Annotated in this window: 10 protein-coding genes; 4 read left to right on the top strand and 6 right to left on the bottom strand. The window is 71.1% G+C overall.

Annotated elements, in window-relative coordinates; genetic code table 11:
- Window positions 1–7 precede the first annotated feature (7 nt).
- From RIN75_RS34055 to RIN75_RS34040, 4 genes are all read right to left on the bottom strand, one after another.
- Window positions 8–2050 (bottom strand): ThuA domain-containing protein, encoded by a 2043-nt coding sequence (locus RIN75_RS34055; protein ID WP_309116194.1) that lies wholly within the window; start codon window positions 2048–2050, stop codon window positions 8–10.
- Window positions 2047–4854, bottom strand: coding sequence for a PQQ-dependent sugar dehydrogenase (locus tag RIN75_RS34050; RefSeq protein ID WP_309116193.1), 2808 nt, complete (start codon window positions 4852–4854; stop codon window positions 2047–2049). The genes RIN75_RS34055 and RIN75_RS34050 overlap by 4 nt, the downstream gene beginning before the upstream one ends.
- A 166-nt stretch (window positions 4855–5020) precedes the next feature.
- Entirely contained in the window at window positions 5021–5596 is a 576-nt protein-coding gene (locus RIN75_RS34045; protein ID WP_309116192.1) for a dihydrofolate reductase family protein, read from the bottom strand.
- A 98-nt stretch (window positions 5597–5694) separates the two neighbouring features.
- Window positions 5695–6600: a DMT family transporter gene (locus RIN75_RS34040; RefSeq protein WP_309116191.1), complete on the bottom strand. Its 906-nt coding sequence runs from the start codon at window positions 6598–6600 to the stop codon at window positions 5695–5697.
- 74 nt (window positions 6601–6674) lie between these two features.
- Between RIN75_RS34040 and RIN75_RS34035 the strand changes: the two genes are divergently transcribed.
- The 3 genes from RIN75_RS34035 (at window position 6675) to RIN75_RS34025 (ending at window position 10183) form a co-directional block, all read left to right on the top strand.
- A complete protein-coding gene (locus RIN75_RS34035; RefSeq protein ID WP_309116190.1) occupies window positions 6675–7586 on the top strand; it encodes a LysR family transcriptional regulator in 912 nt (303 codons plus the stop codon).
- Window positions 7587–7691: 105 nt separating this feature from the next.
- Entirely contained in the window at window positions 7692–8336 is a 645-nt protein-coding gene (locus RIN75_RS34030) for a lipocalin family protein (protein WP_309116189.1), read from the top strand.
- Window positions 8333–10183 (top strand): trypsin-like peptidase domain-containing protein, encoded by a 1851-nt coding sequence (locus tag RIN75_RS34025; RefSeq protein WP_309116188.1) that lies wholly within the window; start codon window positions 8333–8335, stop codon window positions 10181–10183. Before RIN75_RS34030 ends, RIN75_RS34025 begins: the two co-directional genes overlap by 4 nt.
- A 201-nt stretch (window positions 10184–10384) precedes the next feature.
- Here the strand turns inward: RIN75_RS34025 and RIN75_RS34020 are convergent, their stop codons facing one another.
- Window positions 10385–11251: a hypothetical protein gene (locus RIN75_RS34020; RefSeq protein ID WP_309116187.1), complete on the bottom strand. Its 867-nt coding sequence runs from the start codon at window positions 11249–11251 to the stop codon at window positions 10385–10387.
- The gene (locus tag RIN75_RS34015) at window positions 11239–15687 is read right to left on the bottom strand and encodes a protein kinase (RefSeq protein ID WP_309116186.1); all 4449 of its coding nucleotides are present in this window, start codon (window positions 15685–15687) and stop codon (window positions 11239–11241) included. The genes RIN75_RS34020 and RIN75_RS34015 overlap by 13 nt, the downstream gene beginning before the upstream one ends.
- Window positions 15688–16758: 1071 nt before the next feature.
- On the opposite strand from RIN75_RS34015, the gene RIN75_RS34010 reads away from it, so the two are divergent.
- The coding region (locus RIN75_RS34010; protein WP_309116185.1) for an endo-1,4-beta-xylanase at window positions 16759–17282 on the top strand (524 nt) is incomplete at its 3' end.

The following is a 17282-nucleotide window of genomic DNA, read 5'->3' as shown; positions in this document are numbered from 1 at the left end:
GGCAGCACTAGGTGGTCCACCGCTGGTTGGTGCCGCCGTGGCAGGTCCAGATGATCAGCTGCGTCCCGTCCGCGGTGCTGCCACTGGCCGCGTCCAGGCACTTCCCCGAGTTCGGGTTGACCAACGACCCGTTCGCGCCGGCCGTCCAGTTCTGCGCTCCCGTCGCGTTGCAGGACCACAGTTGCACTTTCGTCCCGTCCGCCGTCCCGGCTCCGGCCACGTCCAGGCACTTGCCCAACGCCTGCCACGTCTGGCCGGACCGGGTCCACGTCTGCGCCGGCGAGCCGTTGCACGTCCACAACTGCACCTTGGTGCCGTCCGCACTGGCCCCGCCCGCGACGTCAACGCACTTGCCGCCGGCGCCCACGATCGGCCCCGACACCGTCCCCGGCACCACCGAGAAGTCGTCCACGTCGAACAGGCCCGTGCCCGTCCCGGTGAAGGTGAGGTACACCCGTTGCCGTCCGGAAGGCACACCGGTCAACGCGGTGCGAACGTCCGCGAAGGTCGTCCAACTCCCGGTGTTGGGCACGGCCACCCGACCCAACACCGGCCCGGTCGTCGAGCCGGTGCGCACCTCGATCGTCCCGCCAGGCCCACCGGACACCACACGGGCCTGGAACGTGGTCGCCCCGGTCAGGTCGACGTCGTCGTAAGCGGCCCAGTCACCGGGGTCGATGAAGCCCAGCGTCTGGCCGTTGTGCGCGCCGGCCTTGGTGAACGGCTGCACGCCGCTCGCCGCCGCGAACGACTCGGCCTGCACCGTCCGGTCCAACTCCCGCACCCGCACGTCCCGGAACGACACCTCGTCGCCGTCACCGTGGTTCTGCAGGCCGATGTGACCGGCCAGTGAGCGTTTCGCGTCGGTGTTGGTGAAGTCGTTGACCAGCACCCCGTTCAGGTACACGCGGAGCCGTTCGCCCTCCACCAGCAACTCGAAGGCGTTCCACTCCCCCGGCGGGTTCAGGGCCGCGTCCCGAGCCGCCACATCGGGTGACTTGAACCCGTACACCGCGCCCGTGGTGCGGTCCGGGGCGTCGGTGGCGTCGATCTGGATCTCGTAGCCGTTGTCCACCGCCGACCACGGGTCGCTCGACGGCGGGAAGCCGATGAACACGCCCGAGTTGTCGTCGCCGGCCATCCGCCAGTCCAGCTTCAGCGAGTACGACGTGAACTGCCTGCCGCCGTACCAGAACAGCCCCATCCCGCCGAAGCTGGTCAGCGTCGCGTCCGAGTTGGTGAACCCGCCCGGACCGGCCTGCGACCACCCGTCGACCGAGCCCGCGAACAGCCGGCCGTACCCGCTCTCCGGACGGCAGTCCATCCGCGTCTGCCCTGCGGCGTAACGGATTCCGCCCAGCAGCAAGCCCCGGAACCCGGCCTCCGAGTACGACGACGCCGTGTGCCCGCCGCCCACGTAGAAACTGCGCCCGCCCTGGTGGGTCTTGCACCAGACGTGCGGGTGGTCGGCGCCCATGTTGCCGCCCGTGTAACCGCTTTCGTCGAGCGTGGCCAGCACGCGCGCGCTCGACCTGGGGTTGGTGCGGTAGTTGTACCACTCGTCGGTGCGCGTCCAGGTCGCCGGCAGGTGGGCGGTGGCGGCGGTGGCGCGGCTCTCCACCTTCACCGGGGCCTGCTGGATCGCCGGGTGCGAGTGGAAGTACGCGCCGACCAGCTCCCCGTAGAACGGCCACTCGTACTCGGTGTCCGCCGCCGCGTGCACGCCGACGAAACCCTTGCCTGCCTTGACGTGGTTCTCGAAACCGGTCTGTTGGGAGGCGTTGAGCACGTCCCCGGTCGTGTTGAGGAACACCACGGCCTCGTACTGGCCCAGCGTCCCGTTGGTGAACACCGCGGCGTCCTCGGTCGCGGTGACGGTGAACCCGTTGGCCGCGCCCAGGTCCTTGATCGCCTGGACGCCGGCGGGGATGGAGTCGTGCCGGAACCCGGCCGTCTTGCTGAACACCAGGACGTCGTAGGTCGCGGCGGAGGCGGGCACGGGCAAGGTCAGCGCCAGGAGCGCGGAAGCTGCGAGGGCGAGTGTTTTCACGGGGTCGTCCACTTCTGGTTGGTGCCGCCGTGGCAGGTCCAGATGATCAGTTGGGTTCCGTCCGCGGTGCCGCCGCCGGCCGCGTCCAGGCACTTGCCGGAGTTCGGGTTCACCAGGGACCCGTTCGCGCCCGCCACCCAGTTCTGGGCCACGGTCCCGTTGCACGTCCACAGGTGGACCCTGGTCCCGTCGGCCGTGCCCGCGCCGGAGACGTCCAGGCACTTGCCCAGCGCCTGCCACGTCTGCCCGGCCCGCTGCCAGCGCTGCGCGCCGGTGCCGTTGCACGTCCACAGCTGGATCTTCGTCCCGTCCGCCGTGGCCGCGCCGGACACGTCCACGCACTTGCCGCCGATGCCGACGATCGGGCCGGTGGGGCCGTCGAGCGTGAAGGAGTCCACGTCGAACAACGCCCCCACGCCGCCGCTGAACGTCAGGTACAGCGCGGTGGTGCCGCTCGGCGCGCCGGACAGGCTGCCGCTGACCGTCGTGAACGACTCCCACCCGCCGGTCACCGGGACCGCCGCGGACCCGAGGACCGTGCCCGTGGGCGAACCGGCGCGGACTTGGAGGGTGCCACCGATCCCGCCGGAGGACACCCGCGCCGCGAACCCGTGGACGTCACTCAGCGCGTACGGGGTGAAGGAAACCCAGTCGCCGTTGTGGACGTCGCCGACCGTGTACCCGCCTTCGGCCTGCGACTTGGCGATCTTGCTGATGCCCGAGGACGTGGTGAAGTGCTCGGCCTGGCGGTGGCGGGGCTGGGTGACGCTCTTGGCGTGCGTGGTCAGCGCGGGCTGGCCGTTGGCGCCCAGGTCGGTGTACTCGGCGTCCCACACGCCGAACACGTTCGCGGCCTCGTCGTGCTCGCCGTCGGCGGCCACCGTGATGGAGCCGGTGCAGCCGGTCCGGGTGGTGATGACGTGGCCGTGGTTGTCGTGCCCGATGCCGTAGGTCATCTTCACGCGGTTGCAGTCGATCGCGCCGTCTTCGGGGTCGGTGACGGTGATCCGGAAGGGGATCGTGTCGCCGTAGGAGAACGGGGTCCCGTCGACGGGCAGGTCGATGGTCACCTTGGGCGCGGTGTTGCCGACCGTGATGTAGACGCTCGCCGACCCGGTCGCGCCGCCGGCGTCGGTGACGGTCAGGGTCGCGGTGTAGGAACCGTTGGCGGAGTAGGTGTGCGACGGGTTGGGCGCGGTGCTGGACGTGCCGTCACCGAAGTCCCAGCGGTAGGTCAGCGGCGAGCCCTCCGGGTCGGTGGACCCGGCGGAGGAGAACGCCACCGCCAGCGGCGCGTGCCCCGAGGTGACGTTCGCCGTGGCGCGGGCGGTCGGGCCGCGGTTGGTGCCCCCGATGTGCTCGATGCGGTACAGCGCGGAGTTGTGGTCGCCGTTGAAGTAGCCGGTGCCGTAGTCCAGCACGTACAGCGCGCCGTCCGGCCCGAACGCCAGGTCCATGACCTGCGTGCCCGACCACGGCATCGCCTCGATCGTGCCCGCCGACCCGTCGGCGTCGACCGCGATGTCCTTGATCCAGCGGCGCCCGTACTCGGCGGCCATGAAGTGCCCGTCGAAGGACGGCGGGAACTTGACCGCCGAGGTCGAGTTCGGGTCGTAGCGGTAGACCGGGCCGCCCATGGGCGACTCCGAGCCCGAGCCGAACTCCGGCGGGCTGCCCGCGTCGCCGCCGTAGCGGATCCAGCTCGGGCGCGCGGCCGGGAGGGTGGACCGGCCGGTGTTGCGGAAGGAGTTGTTGGTCGGACCGCCCGCGCAGTTGTACTTGGGGCCGGTGGCGTTGGTGGCGAAGTTCCACTCGTTGTAGGTCTCGGTGCTGGTGTTCGTGCCGGTGCAGTAGGGCCAGCCGTAGTTGCCGGGCGAGGTGATCCGGTTGAACTCCACCTGGCCGGACGGGCCGCGGTTGGCGTCCGAGATCGCCGCGTCGGGGCCGTAGTCGCCCAGGTAGACCGCGCCGGTCGCCTTGTCGACGGTCATCCGGAACGGGTTGCGGAAGCCCATCGCGTAGATCTCGGGGCGGGTGTTCGGCGTGCCGGGCGCGAAGAGGTTGCCGCTCGGGACGGTGTAGGTGCCGTCCGCGTTCACCTTGATGCGCAACACCTTGCCGCGCAGGTCGTTGGTGTCGGCCGAGGTGCGCTGGGCGTCGAACGCGGGGTTGCGCTCGGTGCGCTCGTCGATCGGGCTGTACCCGCTGGACTGGAACGGGTTCGTGTCGTCGCCGGTGGACAGGTAGAGGTTGCCGGCGGCGTCGAAGTCGATGTCGCCGCCGATGTGGCAGCACATGCCGCGGTCGGCGGGGACGTCCAGGACGATGCGTTCGCTCGCCGTGTTCAGGGTCCAGTCGGCGTTGAGCGTGAACCGGGACAGGCGGTTGACCCCGCGCCAGGTCTCCCACGTGCTCGCGGGGCCGGTCGCGGGCGCGTCCCCGGTCGGCGTGGACAGCTTGGGCGCGTAGAAGAGGTAGATCGCCCGGTTGGTGGCGAAACCCGGGTCGACGCCGACGCCTTGCAGGCCTTCCTCGTCGTGGTTGTAGACGGACAGGGTGCCGATGACCTTGGTGGTGCCGGCCGCGTCCGTGCGGCGGAGCACGCCGTCCCGCGCCGTGTGCAGGACGGACGTGTCGGGCAGGACCGCCAGGGACATCGGCTCGCCCATCTCGGCCACCCCGCGGGCCAGTTCGACCTGCTGGAAGTCGGCGGGGTCGTGGTGCGCTCGGGCCGGTGGCCCTGCTGACAGCAGTCCGGCGGCGAGCAGCAGGGTGCCGCCGATGGTCGCGGTGCGGTAGGGCATGGCGGTGTCGCGCCTCCTCGAGCGAGCCGGCAGGGGTGTTGCCCAGGTCACAGCAAGGTAGGGCGCACTTTTGAACCCGGTCAATCAAAAGTCCACTACCGGACACCCATCATTGGCCGACCGCCGCCGTAAGTGGCGCGTTGAGGCGGATTTCTTCCCTGCGACCTCAGCGGACGACGTCGTAGACCAGCTTCTGGATGCCGTTGCCGTAGGACTCCGACTCGAGGAGCTTGAGGCTCTGCTTGTCCTTGTCAGCGGCGCTGAACAGCCGCTTGCCCGCGCCGAGGAGGACCGGGAAGACCAGCAGGTGGTAGCGGTCGATCAGGCCGGCGTCGGACAGCGCGCGGTTGAGGGTCGCGCTGCCGTGCACGATGATCGACCCGCCGTCGCCCTCCTTGAGCGCGGCGACGTCGTCGAGGGAGCGCAGGATGGTCGTCTCACCCCAGTTGGCGACGAGGTCGTCCTCGGTGAGGGTGGTGGAGACGACGTACTTGGGCATGGCGTTGTAGCGCGGGAACTCGTCGGTCATCGTCGGCCACACGGGCGAAAACGCCTGGTAGCTCACCCGCCCCATCATCATCGCGGCGGCCTCGTCCTGCTCGCGGCTCTTCAGCTCGTAGGCGGCGGGGTCGAACTCGACGTCTTTGAACGTCCAGCCCGAGTTGCGGTAACCGGGCTCGCCGCCGGGCGCCTCGACGACGCCGTCGAGGGAGACGAACGCGGTGGTGATGAGCGTGCGCATGGGGTTGCTCCTCCTGGTCGGTCCCGGTTGCTCTCGTCAGTGCGACGAACTGTCCCGCAAAGGATCGACACCCACATGTTGTGACCCCCGCCACACCTCTACCCGCGCCGGGCCTTGCCGACGAAGGCGACCGACCCGAGCACCACCGCGCACCCCACCAACTGCAGCGCGCTGGGCCGTTCCGACAGCAGCACGATGCCGAGCAAGATCGCCGCCACCGGCTGGACCAGCATCAACGTGGCTCCCTTCGAACTGGACATCCGGGGCAGCGCGGTCGAGATCAGCATCCACCCCACGATCTGCCCCACCAGCGCGAGCGCCACCAGCCACCCCAACGCCGGCCACCCCGGGCTGAAGTCCAACCGGTCGGTCGGCAGGCCGATCACCGCGGCCACCACACCGGCCGACACCGTGGCCAACATCAACGTGTGCTCCCGAGCCCCCGGACCGGTGCTGTGCCGGATCAACAAGAGGTAAGCGGCATAGCCGACACCGGCGCCCAACGCCAGGACCGCCCCCAACACCGGATCCGGCCCGAACGCCGGGGTCCCGGCCAGACCGCCCGCCAGCACGATCCCGCCCAACAGCACCGGCACGGCCACCAGGAACCGCCCCGACGGGCGCTCCCCGTACACCAGGAACGCCACCGCGGGCACGATCACCACCTGCACGGACAGGATGACCGTCGCCACCCCCGCCCCCACCAGCGCGATGGCGTCGCCCCACAGCACGAAGTCCACGCCCAGCCCGACCCCGGCGAGCAACGGCAGGACGACCCGACGACGACCCGCGCCGCGCCGCCGTTCGAACCACACCAGCACCACCAGCACCGGCAACGAGATCAGGCACCGCCAGAACGCGCTCGTGCTCCCCGTCGTCCCGGACACCTTGATGAACACCGACGACAAGGCGATGCACACGCTTCCAGCCGCCGCCAGCAGGGCCGGGCTCACCCTGGTCGGCGCGAGCCCCCGCACGGCGGGGCGAACGTCGGTCGTCGTCACAGGTCCCAGGCTCGTCGACCCGACCATCAAGGACAAGCGAATGTTCTTGAGCGGAACTCGGTAGCATTGCTTCCGTGTTCGGACTGGAGCGGATGCGGGCTCTGCACGCCGTGGCCACGCACGGGACGGTCGCGGCGGCGGCCGTGGCGTTGCACGTGACTCCGTCGGGGGTGTCGCAGCAGCTGGCGAAGCTGGAGCGGGAGGCCGGGCAGCGGCTGCTGGAGCCGCACGGGCGCAGCGTCCGGCTCACCACCGCCGGGCACGTGCTGGCGCGGCACGCCGAGCGCATCCTGGCGCAGGTCGAGCAGGCGCGGACCGACCTCGACCTGCTGCGCGACGACGTCACGGGCACGGTCCGGGTCGGCGCGATCCCCACGACCGTCCACGCCCTCCTGCCGCCCGCGCTGGCGTTGCTGCGCGACCGGCACCCCGGCCTGGAGGTGACCCTGGAGGAGGGCGAGGCCGAGGAGACGCTGCCACGCGTGGTCGACGGCGCGTTGGACGTGGCCGTGCTGGAGAGCTGGGAGCACCGGCCGGTGGCGGTGCCGGCGACGGTGTCCCGCACGACCCTGCTGCACGACGTGGCGGACCTGGTGCTGCCCGCGTCACACCGGTTGGCGCACCGCAAGACCGTGGACCTGGCCGAGGTGGACGACGTGCCGTGGATCGGGTGGAGCGCGGGGTCAGGCTGCTACGACTGGCTCGCGCACGTGCTGCGCCGGCACGGCGTGAACGCGCGGATCAGCTGCACCATCGGCAACTACCCGACCCAGCTCGCCCTGGTCGCGGGCAACGTGGGCGCGGCCGTCGTGCCCCGGCTCGGGCGGGACACCGTGCCCGACGGCGTCCGGGTGCTGGCCACCCGTCCGGCGCTCAACCGGACGATCTACGCGGTGACCCGGTCCGAGGACGAGGAGCGCGGCGCGATCCGGGCGTGCGTGGACGCGCTGACCGTCGCGTCGGAACGGTTCCAGAACCTGACCTGACGGACGCAAAACCGTTGCGCCGTACGGGTCAGCGGGCCTGCGGCCGGCGGAAACTTCCGGTGGGTTCGGCGTCCCGTGGGCCGGCCTGATCAATACGATGAGCGCGTGAGCGACTCCCCCCGGCCGCCGGGAAGACCCGCCGTCGTCGTCCTGTTCTCCGTCGCCGCCGCCGCGCTGCTGGGCGCGTCCGCGTTGACGGCCGTGGCCATCGCCGACGGCGGACCCGCCGGGGGTGATCCGGTCGCGGTCGGCGACCGCCCGTCCCCCACACCGCGCACGCCGACCTCCCGGGCCGCCGGACTGCCGATGTGCATCGTCGGCACGTGGCGGACGGTCGAGGACAGCCTGACGCTCAAGTTCTACACCGACGCCGACCCCATCCCGTTCTCCGGCGGGGGCCGCCGCTACGAGTTCCGCCCCGACGGGACCGCGACGGAGTTCCAGGAGAACTGGACGCTGACCGGGAACTACCAGGGCAACGAACTGCGGCTGGTGGGCAACGGCAACACCGAGTTCACGTGGACGGCGAACGACAAGCAGATCACCTACAAGGCCCGCACCAAGACCACGGTGAAGTACGACTCCTACGACCAGCGCGGCCTCATCGGCACCACGCCGCAGGAGGTCAAGGCGGACCTGAACGAGGTCGACGACTACACGTGCCAGGGCAACCAGTTCGTCGAGCAGAACGCCGCCAACGGCTACCGGTCGGTGTGGGTGCGCGTCGAGGGCGCGGGGGTGTACGGGTGATCCGCCGAACCGCAACCCTCCTGGGCGCCGCTGTTCTAGCCCTCGCCCCCACCGCCACTGCCGCCACCCCAGCCACCGCCGCCACACCACCGGACGCCGCCGCAGCCGCCCCCACCAACGCCGCAGCCGCCGTGGCCGCGCCGTCGAGTCCCGAGGAACGCGCGGCGGCGCTCGCACGGCCCGCGATCGTCTTCGTCTCGGTCACCTGGCACGGCTGGGTGCGCGACAAGCGCACCGGCGAAGTCTTCGGCGGCACCGAGGGCTTCGAGGTCAAGACATCCTGCAGCGGCGCGGTCGTCACGCCGGACGGGCACGTCGCCACCGCCAGCCACTGCGTCCACACCGGACCACTGGGCGGCGGCGGCGCGCTGTTCGCGGCGGCGGTCGCGGAACTGGCCAAGGTCGGCCGGGTGCGCGACGAGGCCAAGGCGCGCCGGGACTTCGCCGAGCACGGCCAGGCCGAGGGCGCGGTGCCGGACAGCCCGATCCACCGCGCGATCCAGGTGGAACGCATGGAGGCCAAGGGTTCCGAGCAGGTGCGCGACATCGCGCCGGCCACCGTCGTGGACCTCGTCGCGCCCGAGGACGGTGACGTCGCCGTGCTCAAGATCCCCCGGGACCACCTGCCCAGCATGGAGATCCGCGACGACCAGACCCCGGTCGGCACGCCGATCCTGGCCATCGGCTACCCCGGCTCGGCCAGCGCCGCCGTGGACCCGAGCCTGGAGCCCAGCAGCAAGAACGGCCAGATCTCCGCGCGGCGCACCCAGCAGGGCCGCCCGTTCTACGAGTTCAGCGCCGCCGCGACGCACGGCATGAGCGGCGGGCCGGTGGTGGACATGGACGGCGGGATCGTCGGCCTGGTCAGCCAGGGCTCGCCGGGCGAGACGCAGTCGTTCAACTTCGCCGCGTCGTCCCAGACGTTGACGGACGTGTTGAAGGGCAAGGAGATCACGGCCGACATCGGCGACCACGACCGGGACTACCGGACCGGTCTGGACCGGTACTTCGAGGGCGACTACGACTCGGCGGTGGAATACTTCGACGCGGTCCTCGCCGGGTCGCCGGGGCACCAGCAGGCGAGCGAGTACCGGAAGCTGGCGGCGGACCGGGGCGGCAAGCCGAGCGGCCCGCCGACGATGCTCATCGTGTTCGCCGTGCTGTGCGCGGGCATCGCGATCGCCACCGCCACGGCCGGCACCGCGGTCCTCCTCACCCGCCGCAAGCGGCTCGCCGCAGCAGCCACGCCCAGCCTCGCCACCCCCGGCGGCGGATTCGCGACGCCCAACCCGGCCACGCCGAACCCGGCCACCCCCGGCGGCGGCTTCGCGACCCCGAGCCCAGCCACCCCAGGCGGCGGCTTCGCCACCCCCGGCCCGGCCACCCCCGGCGGCGGATTCGCCACCCCCACCCCCGGCGGCGGGTTCGTCGCGCCGCAGCCGGCCACCCCGTCCAGCGGGTTCGCGTCCGGCCCCGGCCTGTCCGCCCCGCCGGCACCGGCCACCCCGCCGCACCCCGCCACGCCGGCCACCCCGCCGCACCCGGCGACGCCGGCCGGCGGGTTCGCACCCGCCGGCGTCCCGGCCTCCGAGGCGATCACCGACAAGGTCACCGCCCACGACGTCCTACCAGTTGTTCTCGGCGGTCAGCCACAGCACCACGGCGAGCCCGATCCCGAGCAGACCGAACGGCGACACGACCCCCTCCGCCAGGACCAGCCCGACGAGCAGCCCGACGACGGCCGCACCGAGGTACAGCCGGGGACCCCACTTCCGGGTCAGCCACGCCCCGACCAGCCCCACGACGGCGACCAGGCTCATGAAGGTGGCGAACACAAAGGCCCGTAACGCGCCGTCGTCCCAGTCCGCGCCGTGGTCGGCCTCGTCCACCCACCCGACGAGGCCGACCACGAGCACGAACGCGTTCGACAGCGTCAACAGCACCAGCAGCGCCACGGTGGCGCCGGACTTCCTGGCCCGCTCGACCGGTTGCGACATGACAGTCCTTTCTCGACAGTGGAGAACCACGTTCTCCCTGTCAGACAAGGACTACGAATCAGCCGTTCCCGCCGGCGGGGGTGGAAGTTTCCGGTTCCGGGCCGCTCGTTCGACCTCCGCCAGGTCGGCCGCGGTCACCAGGCGGGTCTCCGCCGCGCGGCGCGCCACCGCGAAGCGGATGTTCTGCAACCGGCCCACGTGCGGCGCCGAGTAGGGGTCGTCGTTCACCCCGAACGCGACCGCCGAGATGGCCCGGATGGCGTCGTCGACCCGCTGCGGGCGGTGCAGGTTCCAGGCGTAGCCGTGCCAGTGCAGGACCCGCTCGTAGATCTCCTTGTTCGACGGCGGGCGCGGGTAGTCGTCCTTGCCCGCCAGCCACGGCTCGCACAGCGCCAGCGCCACGTACCAGTCGCGGCTGCCGCGCGGCAGGCTCGGCCCCTTGCCGGTCGCCTCGCCCTCCGGCAGGGCCACCGCCGACGCGCCCTCCGACGCCGACACGTCGATGTTGAGCACCAGGTCGGTGAAGCCGAGCGGTCCCTGCCGGCCCAGCAGCAGGACCAGCTGGTTCTCGCCCCGGTCCAGCAGCGCCGACATCGACCGCGCCAGGATCACCCGCCGCGCGCCGCCGGGAGCGTCGAACAGGCTCGACAGCTGGGCCTCGCCCGCGCCGAGCCAGTGCAGCGCCACCGTGTCGGTCCCCACGACCAGTTCCCCGACCAGCCGCGACACGTGCGGCGCGCAGTCGGGCAGGGTCAGCGCTACCCGGCCGGGCACCGGCTCGCCGACGTGCGGCGCGCGGCCGAACACCAGCGACTCCCCGGGCCGCAGCACGACCGCGCCGACCCCGGCCGCCCGCACGACCACCGTCGGCATGGCGACCCCTTCCACCCCCACCGGCACACCGGTCACTCCGGGCACGTCGGCGCACTCCCCCGGTCCGGACCCAGCGCGTTCCACTCGTCGGCCAGCGAGTCCCGGTCCAACAACCCGCACAACACCTTCCCGGCGTGCCCGGGGTCCAAGTGCCACAACCGCGCCACGCCGTCCGCGCCGACGCTCACCATCCGCTCACCCCTGCTGTCGAACTCCAGGTCGTTCAACTGGTCCTCGTGCCGGTCCAGCCGCGCCACGAACCGCCGGTCCTCGACGTTCCACAGCCGCACCACGGTGTCCTGGCCGGCCGAGGCCAGCGACTTGCCGTCCGGGCTGAACGCCACCCGCCGGATGGTCGAGTCGCTGCCGGTCAGCTCGCCCACCTGCTGCCCGTCGCGCACCCGCCACAGCTTGACGACCCGGTCCGAGCCGCCGGTGGCCAGCAGCGCGCCGTCCGGGCTGAAGTCGGCGTCGATCGCGATGCCCGCGTGGCCGGGCAGGATGGTCAGCTCCGCGCCGGGGTCCACCAGGTTCCACAGGCCCACCTTGCCCGCGGACAGCGGCACGGCCAGCGTCTTGCCGTCCGGGCTGAACGCGATGCCGGTGGGGTAGTTCAGCTCGATGCCCTTGTCGTCGTTGCGCGGCTCGCCGCGGGTGGTCCGGCGCTGCGGCGACACCGACAGGTCGTCGGCGCGCAGCAGGAGGATCTCGTCGCGGTTCTCCTCGGAGGTGGCCGGCGAGCGGCCGGCGACGGCGATCTGCTTGCCGTCGGGGCTGTAGCGCATGGTGGCCATCACCGTGCCGGGCCGGCTGAACCGCCGCCGCTCCGCCAGGTCCGAGGTCCGCCACACCACGACCGCGCCGTCTTCACCGGACGTGGCGACTTCCGCGCCGTCCAGCGAGAAGTCGACGTCGTAGGCGGGGCCTTGGTGCGCCTTGATCCGCTTGACCAGGTCGCCGGTGGTGCTGTCCCACAGCTCCAGGAACCCGGCGCCGTCCACCAGCGCGAACAGCTTGTCGTCGGGGTGGAAGGACACCGAGATCGCCGAGCCGTGCCGGTCGCCCATGACGGTCTGGCCGAGCTGCCACACGGTGATCTCGCCCGCCGAGTCCGCGCCGATCATGGTGTGCCCGTCGGCGGAGACGGTGATGCCGAACGTGGTCACGGAGCGGGTCGCGAGCCGGGCCACCAGCACCAGGCTGGTCGGGTCCCACGAGTACACGCTGGTGCCGTTGCCGCTGGCGACGATCGCGTTGCCCTTGCCGCTGAAGCCCACCGACGTCAGGCTGCCCTCGGGCGAGTCCAGGACGTCGCGGGTGGTCCAGGTGTTGGTGTCCCACAACCGGATCGTGCCGTCGGTGCCGGCGCTGGCCATGGTGGGGCCGGCCGGGTCGAACGCGATAGCCTGGACCTTGTCGGTGTGGCCGGTGAGCTTCGCGACCTCCACGCCGTCGGAGATCCGGCGGACCCGCACGTCGTTGACGTCGGTGGTGGCGATGTGGTTCTTGTCCGGGCTCATCGCCATGAAGATCGACGCGTGGTCGATCGGGAGCACCGCCCGCTCGGCGAAGGTCGAGGTGTTCCAGACGACCAGGCCGCGTTCGGTGAACGACGCGATCTCGGTGCCGTCGCGGGAGAGCGCGGTGTCGATGCCGGTGCCCGGCAGGTCGCGGATCTTCTCCCGCTTCTCCACGTCCCACAGCGCGACGGTCTTGGTGTCGGGGTTGGCGGAGGCCAGCAGCTTGCCGTCCTCGCTCATGGAGACCGTGCGGTACCAGCCGTCGCCGTCGTCCAGGACGGTGATCTGCTTGCGGTTGGCGACGTCCCACAGCCGCAGCGACCCGTCCGTGCCGCCGCTGGCCGCGACCTTGCCGTCCCCGGACACCGAGATCGACGACACCACACCTTCGTGGCCGGTCATCCGGCCCCGGTAGGCGTCCACGGCGTTGGCCAGCAGGGCGCTGCGGCTCTCCACGGTCTGCCCGGCCTGCCACGCGCCCAGCGCGGACAGCGCGCTGCGCCGCGGATCGACGCCCCGGGCCAGGGAGGACTCGGCGGCCAGTTGGCGGGACAGGTTGAGCTGACCGGAGGACTCTGCCCGGTCGCGCTGGTTCTTGGCGTCCTGCTGGAGGTTCGTGGCCACGACGATCGCGCCGGACGCGACCAGCAGCAGCACGCTCAGCGCGGCGACCAGGGTCCGCAGCCGCCGGGTCCGCTTGCGCTCGGCGAGCTGCCCGGCCTGTTCGGCGGCGGTGGAGCGGGCCAGGAACTCCTGCTCGGCCGGTTGCAGGCGGACCCGGTCGCGGGCGGACTCCAGCCACGCGGTCAGCGACGCCAGCCGCACGCCCCGGTACAGGTCGTCGGCGTGCTGCCCGGACTCCAGCCACACCCGGACCGCGTCGGTGAACCGGTGGTGCTGGATCAGGCCGGCGCGGTCCTCGTCGATCCAGCCGCGCAGCCGGGGCCACGCGGACAGCAGCGCTTCGTGGCTGAGCCGGGCGCCGGTGCCGTCCACGGTGACCAGGCGGGCGCTGATCAGCTGGTCCAGGATGACCGGGGCGGGCAGTTCACGCGGATCCACCCGGCGGCGCACCACGGTGCCGTCGTCGAACACCGTCACCATCCGCAGCAACGTTGTCCGCAACAAGTGGCGCCCCAACGGGTCAAGCCGGTCGTGGATCTCGTCGGCAGTGCGCGCAACCGCGCCGTCGATGCCACCAGCCCGCCGATAGGCGGCGAGGGTAAGCATGTTGCCCTCACGGTGGTTCCACGTCTCCCGCAGCGCGTGCGCAAGCCGTGGCAACGCACCCGGGTCATACCCGATCTCCCCGCGCACACCCAGATCCGCGATCAGCCTCTCAGGCAGCCCGGTCTCAACCTCCAACCCCGCATCCCGAGCCGGCACGACAATGGCCTGCCGCAACTCGGTCGCATCCATCGGCCCCAACACCACGGGAGCCTGCAAGGCCGGTCTCAACGGCGCCAACTCAATACACCGATCCACCAGGTCCGCCCGCACCGCCAACACCACGATCGCCGGACTGGCCGACGTCAACGCGGTGGCATAAGCGATCCGATCAGCCTCCGGCGCGCCATACGTGAAAAGCTCCTCGAACTGGTCGACGAGAATCACCGGCCGCGTGGCGGTCTCACCCACCGACCGCGCACACGTCTCCCCGAACTTCGCCGGCGTCTGCCGAATCACCCGCGCCCACTCATCGGCGTCGAGTGCCGAATGCGCGGCCATCGCCGTAGCCAGCCCCCGGATCGGGTCCGGCCCAGGCGTCAGCACGATCTGGGGCCAGTCCGCCAGATCCGGCCCGTCCCCACCCGCCAACGCCGGCAGCAACCCGGCTCGCAGCACCGACGACTTACCGGACCCCGACGCGCCGACCACCACAACGGGCTCGCCACCGTCGAGCTGCTCGGCCAACCGCACCAACAAATCGGTGACCACGTGGTCGCGCCCGTGGAACAGCGCCGCGTCGGCCTTGTCGAACCCCGACAGACCGGGATAGGGGCAGACGGGCTTGCTGCTGTAGGGCATCCGCCGAGTCCCCGGCTTCCGCTCCTGCGCCCGCATGATCGCCCGAACCAACCGCCCCTGGTCACGCTCCTTCGACGGCCCCGGCAACGTGGGCTGGGCGGACCGAACCGTGCCCCCGGAATACGAGGCCGCCTCAGCCGCCGTGATCAGCGCCGTAGCCGACTCGAACCGCCGCGCAGGATCCTTCGCCAGCCCCCGCAGCACCACCCCGTCCAACGCCGGGGTGATAGTCGGGATGAACACCGACGGCGCCGGCGGCGGCTGCAACAGATGCCCCGCCACCTTCGCCGCCATGTCCACAGCCGGATACGGCAGCCGACCGGTCAGGCACTCGAACAACACACAGGCCAGCGAGTACTGGTCGGACCGCCCGTCGACATCACTGCGCGACAGCCGTTCGGGCGCCATGTAGTCCCACGACCCGATGAGATCGCCGGACTGCGTCAACACCGTGGCATCCGCCGAGGTCTCCCGCGCAATACCGAAGTCCGCGAGGTAGGCCCGGCCGGCCCCGTCCACCAGGATGTTCGACGGCTTCACATCCCGATGCACCAGCCCCGCTCCATGCGCCGCATCAAGCGCCCGAGCAACCTGCCGCAACACCGCCAAGGCCCGGTCCTGGTCGACCTGGCCCTGCCCCATCATGCGGCGCAGGTCGGTCCCGTCGACCAGCATCATGTCCAGGAAGAGCTGGCCGTCGATCTCCCCGAAGTCGTGCACCGGCACGATGTTCGGGTGGCTCAGGGAGGCCGCCAGCCGAGCTTCGCGCTGGAAGCGGGCCCGGAACTCGGGGTCGACCACCGAGGCGGGGAGTTTCTTCAACGCCACAACCCGGTCGTGCACCGTGTCGTGCGCCCGGTACACCACGCCCATGCCACCTTGGCCGAGCATGCCGAGAATCCGGTAGGGCCCGAAGTCGGCCTCGTCGGTCACCGCCACTCCCCCATCTCGCGATCGGTCCACCCTACTGAGATCCCCCGACCCCTCCGCGGGTTCCTACGCCATCCGGCCCCACGCCACCCCAGGAGGATCTTCTCCCACCACCCACCCACCCAAAGATCCACCCCACCCACCAACCAAGCCAAGGGCAACCACGAGCCCCACACCACTGCGCCCCACCAACCGCGATCCTTCGCCGCGCGCCACACCGCCCCCACTCCCCACCCCACCAACAGCGACCCTTCGCCGCGCGCCACGCCGCCCCCACTCCCCGCCCGACCAATCGCGGCTTTTCGCCGCGCTCGGCGCGGCGGGCCGGCTATCAGCCACAGCGGGGCCTCGGTTCCCCACCGTATGGCCTGCCCGAAGGGCTACCACAGATTTCCCGGGTGCAGCCAAAAGTTTTGCTCGTTCCTCGCAAAACTTTTGGCTGCACCCGGGAAATCTGTGGTTGGCTTTGCCAGGCCATGCGGTGGGGGAACCGACGCCCTTCCTCCCCCATTGGTGGTTCTCCAGGCCCGCTTTTGATCTTGAGAGCGCGAAGCGCGTCTTGAAGAGCGCGAAGCGCGCCCGCTCAAGAGCACGAAGCGCGCCCGCTCAAGAGCACGAAGCGCACCGAAGCGCCCGAAGGGTAGCGTCGAAGCCATGCGCGGATTCCCGGCACTCAAGAGAATCGACCTCGGCGAAGTCCCCTACCCCGAAGCAGCCGAAGCCATGGAGGAATGGGCCAACGCTTCTTGGCCTGCGGACTGGACGACCCGACCACCTCCCTCCGCGAGTGGGCCGGCGAGGCACCTTCAGGCGCAGAGGTCCGCAACGCCGTGGCCACCGCCCTCCAAGCATCGACCTCCGCCCTCTCACCATCGTCAATCGACGAACAGTTTCGAAACGTTTCGACTGCTTCAAGCGCCCACTGAACCGTTCTGACCACCTTCTGAAGCAACACAGCACCCCGAAGCACGTCTCAGTACGCGCTTGCCGGCACTATCTGTTTCGGTCAATACTGCTAAAAGTTTCAGGCCTGGAACACGACGACGTCCCCAGTGCTCCCAGAAGGTGCCAAACATGAAGCTGACATCGAGGTCAGTGTCGCGCGCCGCGCTCATGTCGGCGGTGCTCGCCGCCGTCACGTTGAGCGCCGGCATGCTCGTGGCGACCTCCGCGAACGCCGCGACCACGCTCGGCGCGTCGGCGGCCCAGTCGGGTCGCTACTTCGGCACGGCCGTGGCCGCGCACAAGTTGAGCGACTCGACGTACGTGGGCATCCTGAACCGCGAGTTCGACATGGTCACGCCCGAGAACGAGATGAAGATCGACGCGACCGAGCCGAACCAGAACCAGTTCACCTACGGCAACGCCGACCGGATCGTCAACCACGCCATCGCCCAGGGCAAGCGCGTCCGCGGCCACACCCTGGCGTGGCACTCGCAGCAGCCGGGCTGGATGCAGAACATGGAAGGCACCGCGCTGCGCCAGGCGATGCTGAACCACGTCACGAAGGTGGCGAGCTACTACCGGGGCAAGATCTACGCCTGGGACGTGGTGAACGAGGCCTTCGAGGACGGCAGCTCCGGCGCGCGCCGCAACTC

This window comes from Saccharothrix sp. (assembly GCF_031180885.1).
In the GTDB taxonomy this organism is placed as follows: domain Bacteria; phylum Actinomycetota; class Actinomycetes; order Mycobacteriales; family Pseudonocardiaceae; genus Actinosynnema.
The sequence above is the reverse complement of the archived record's forward strand: the minus strand, read 5'-3'. Positions and strand labels throughout refer to the sequence as shown.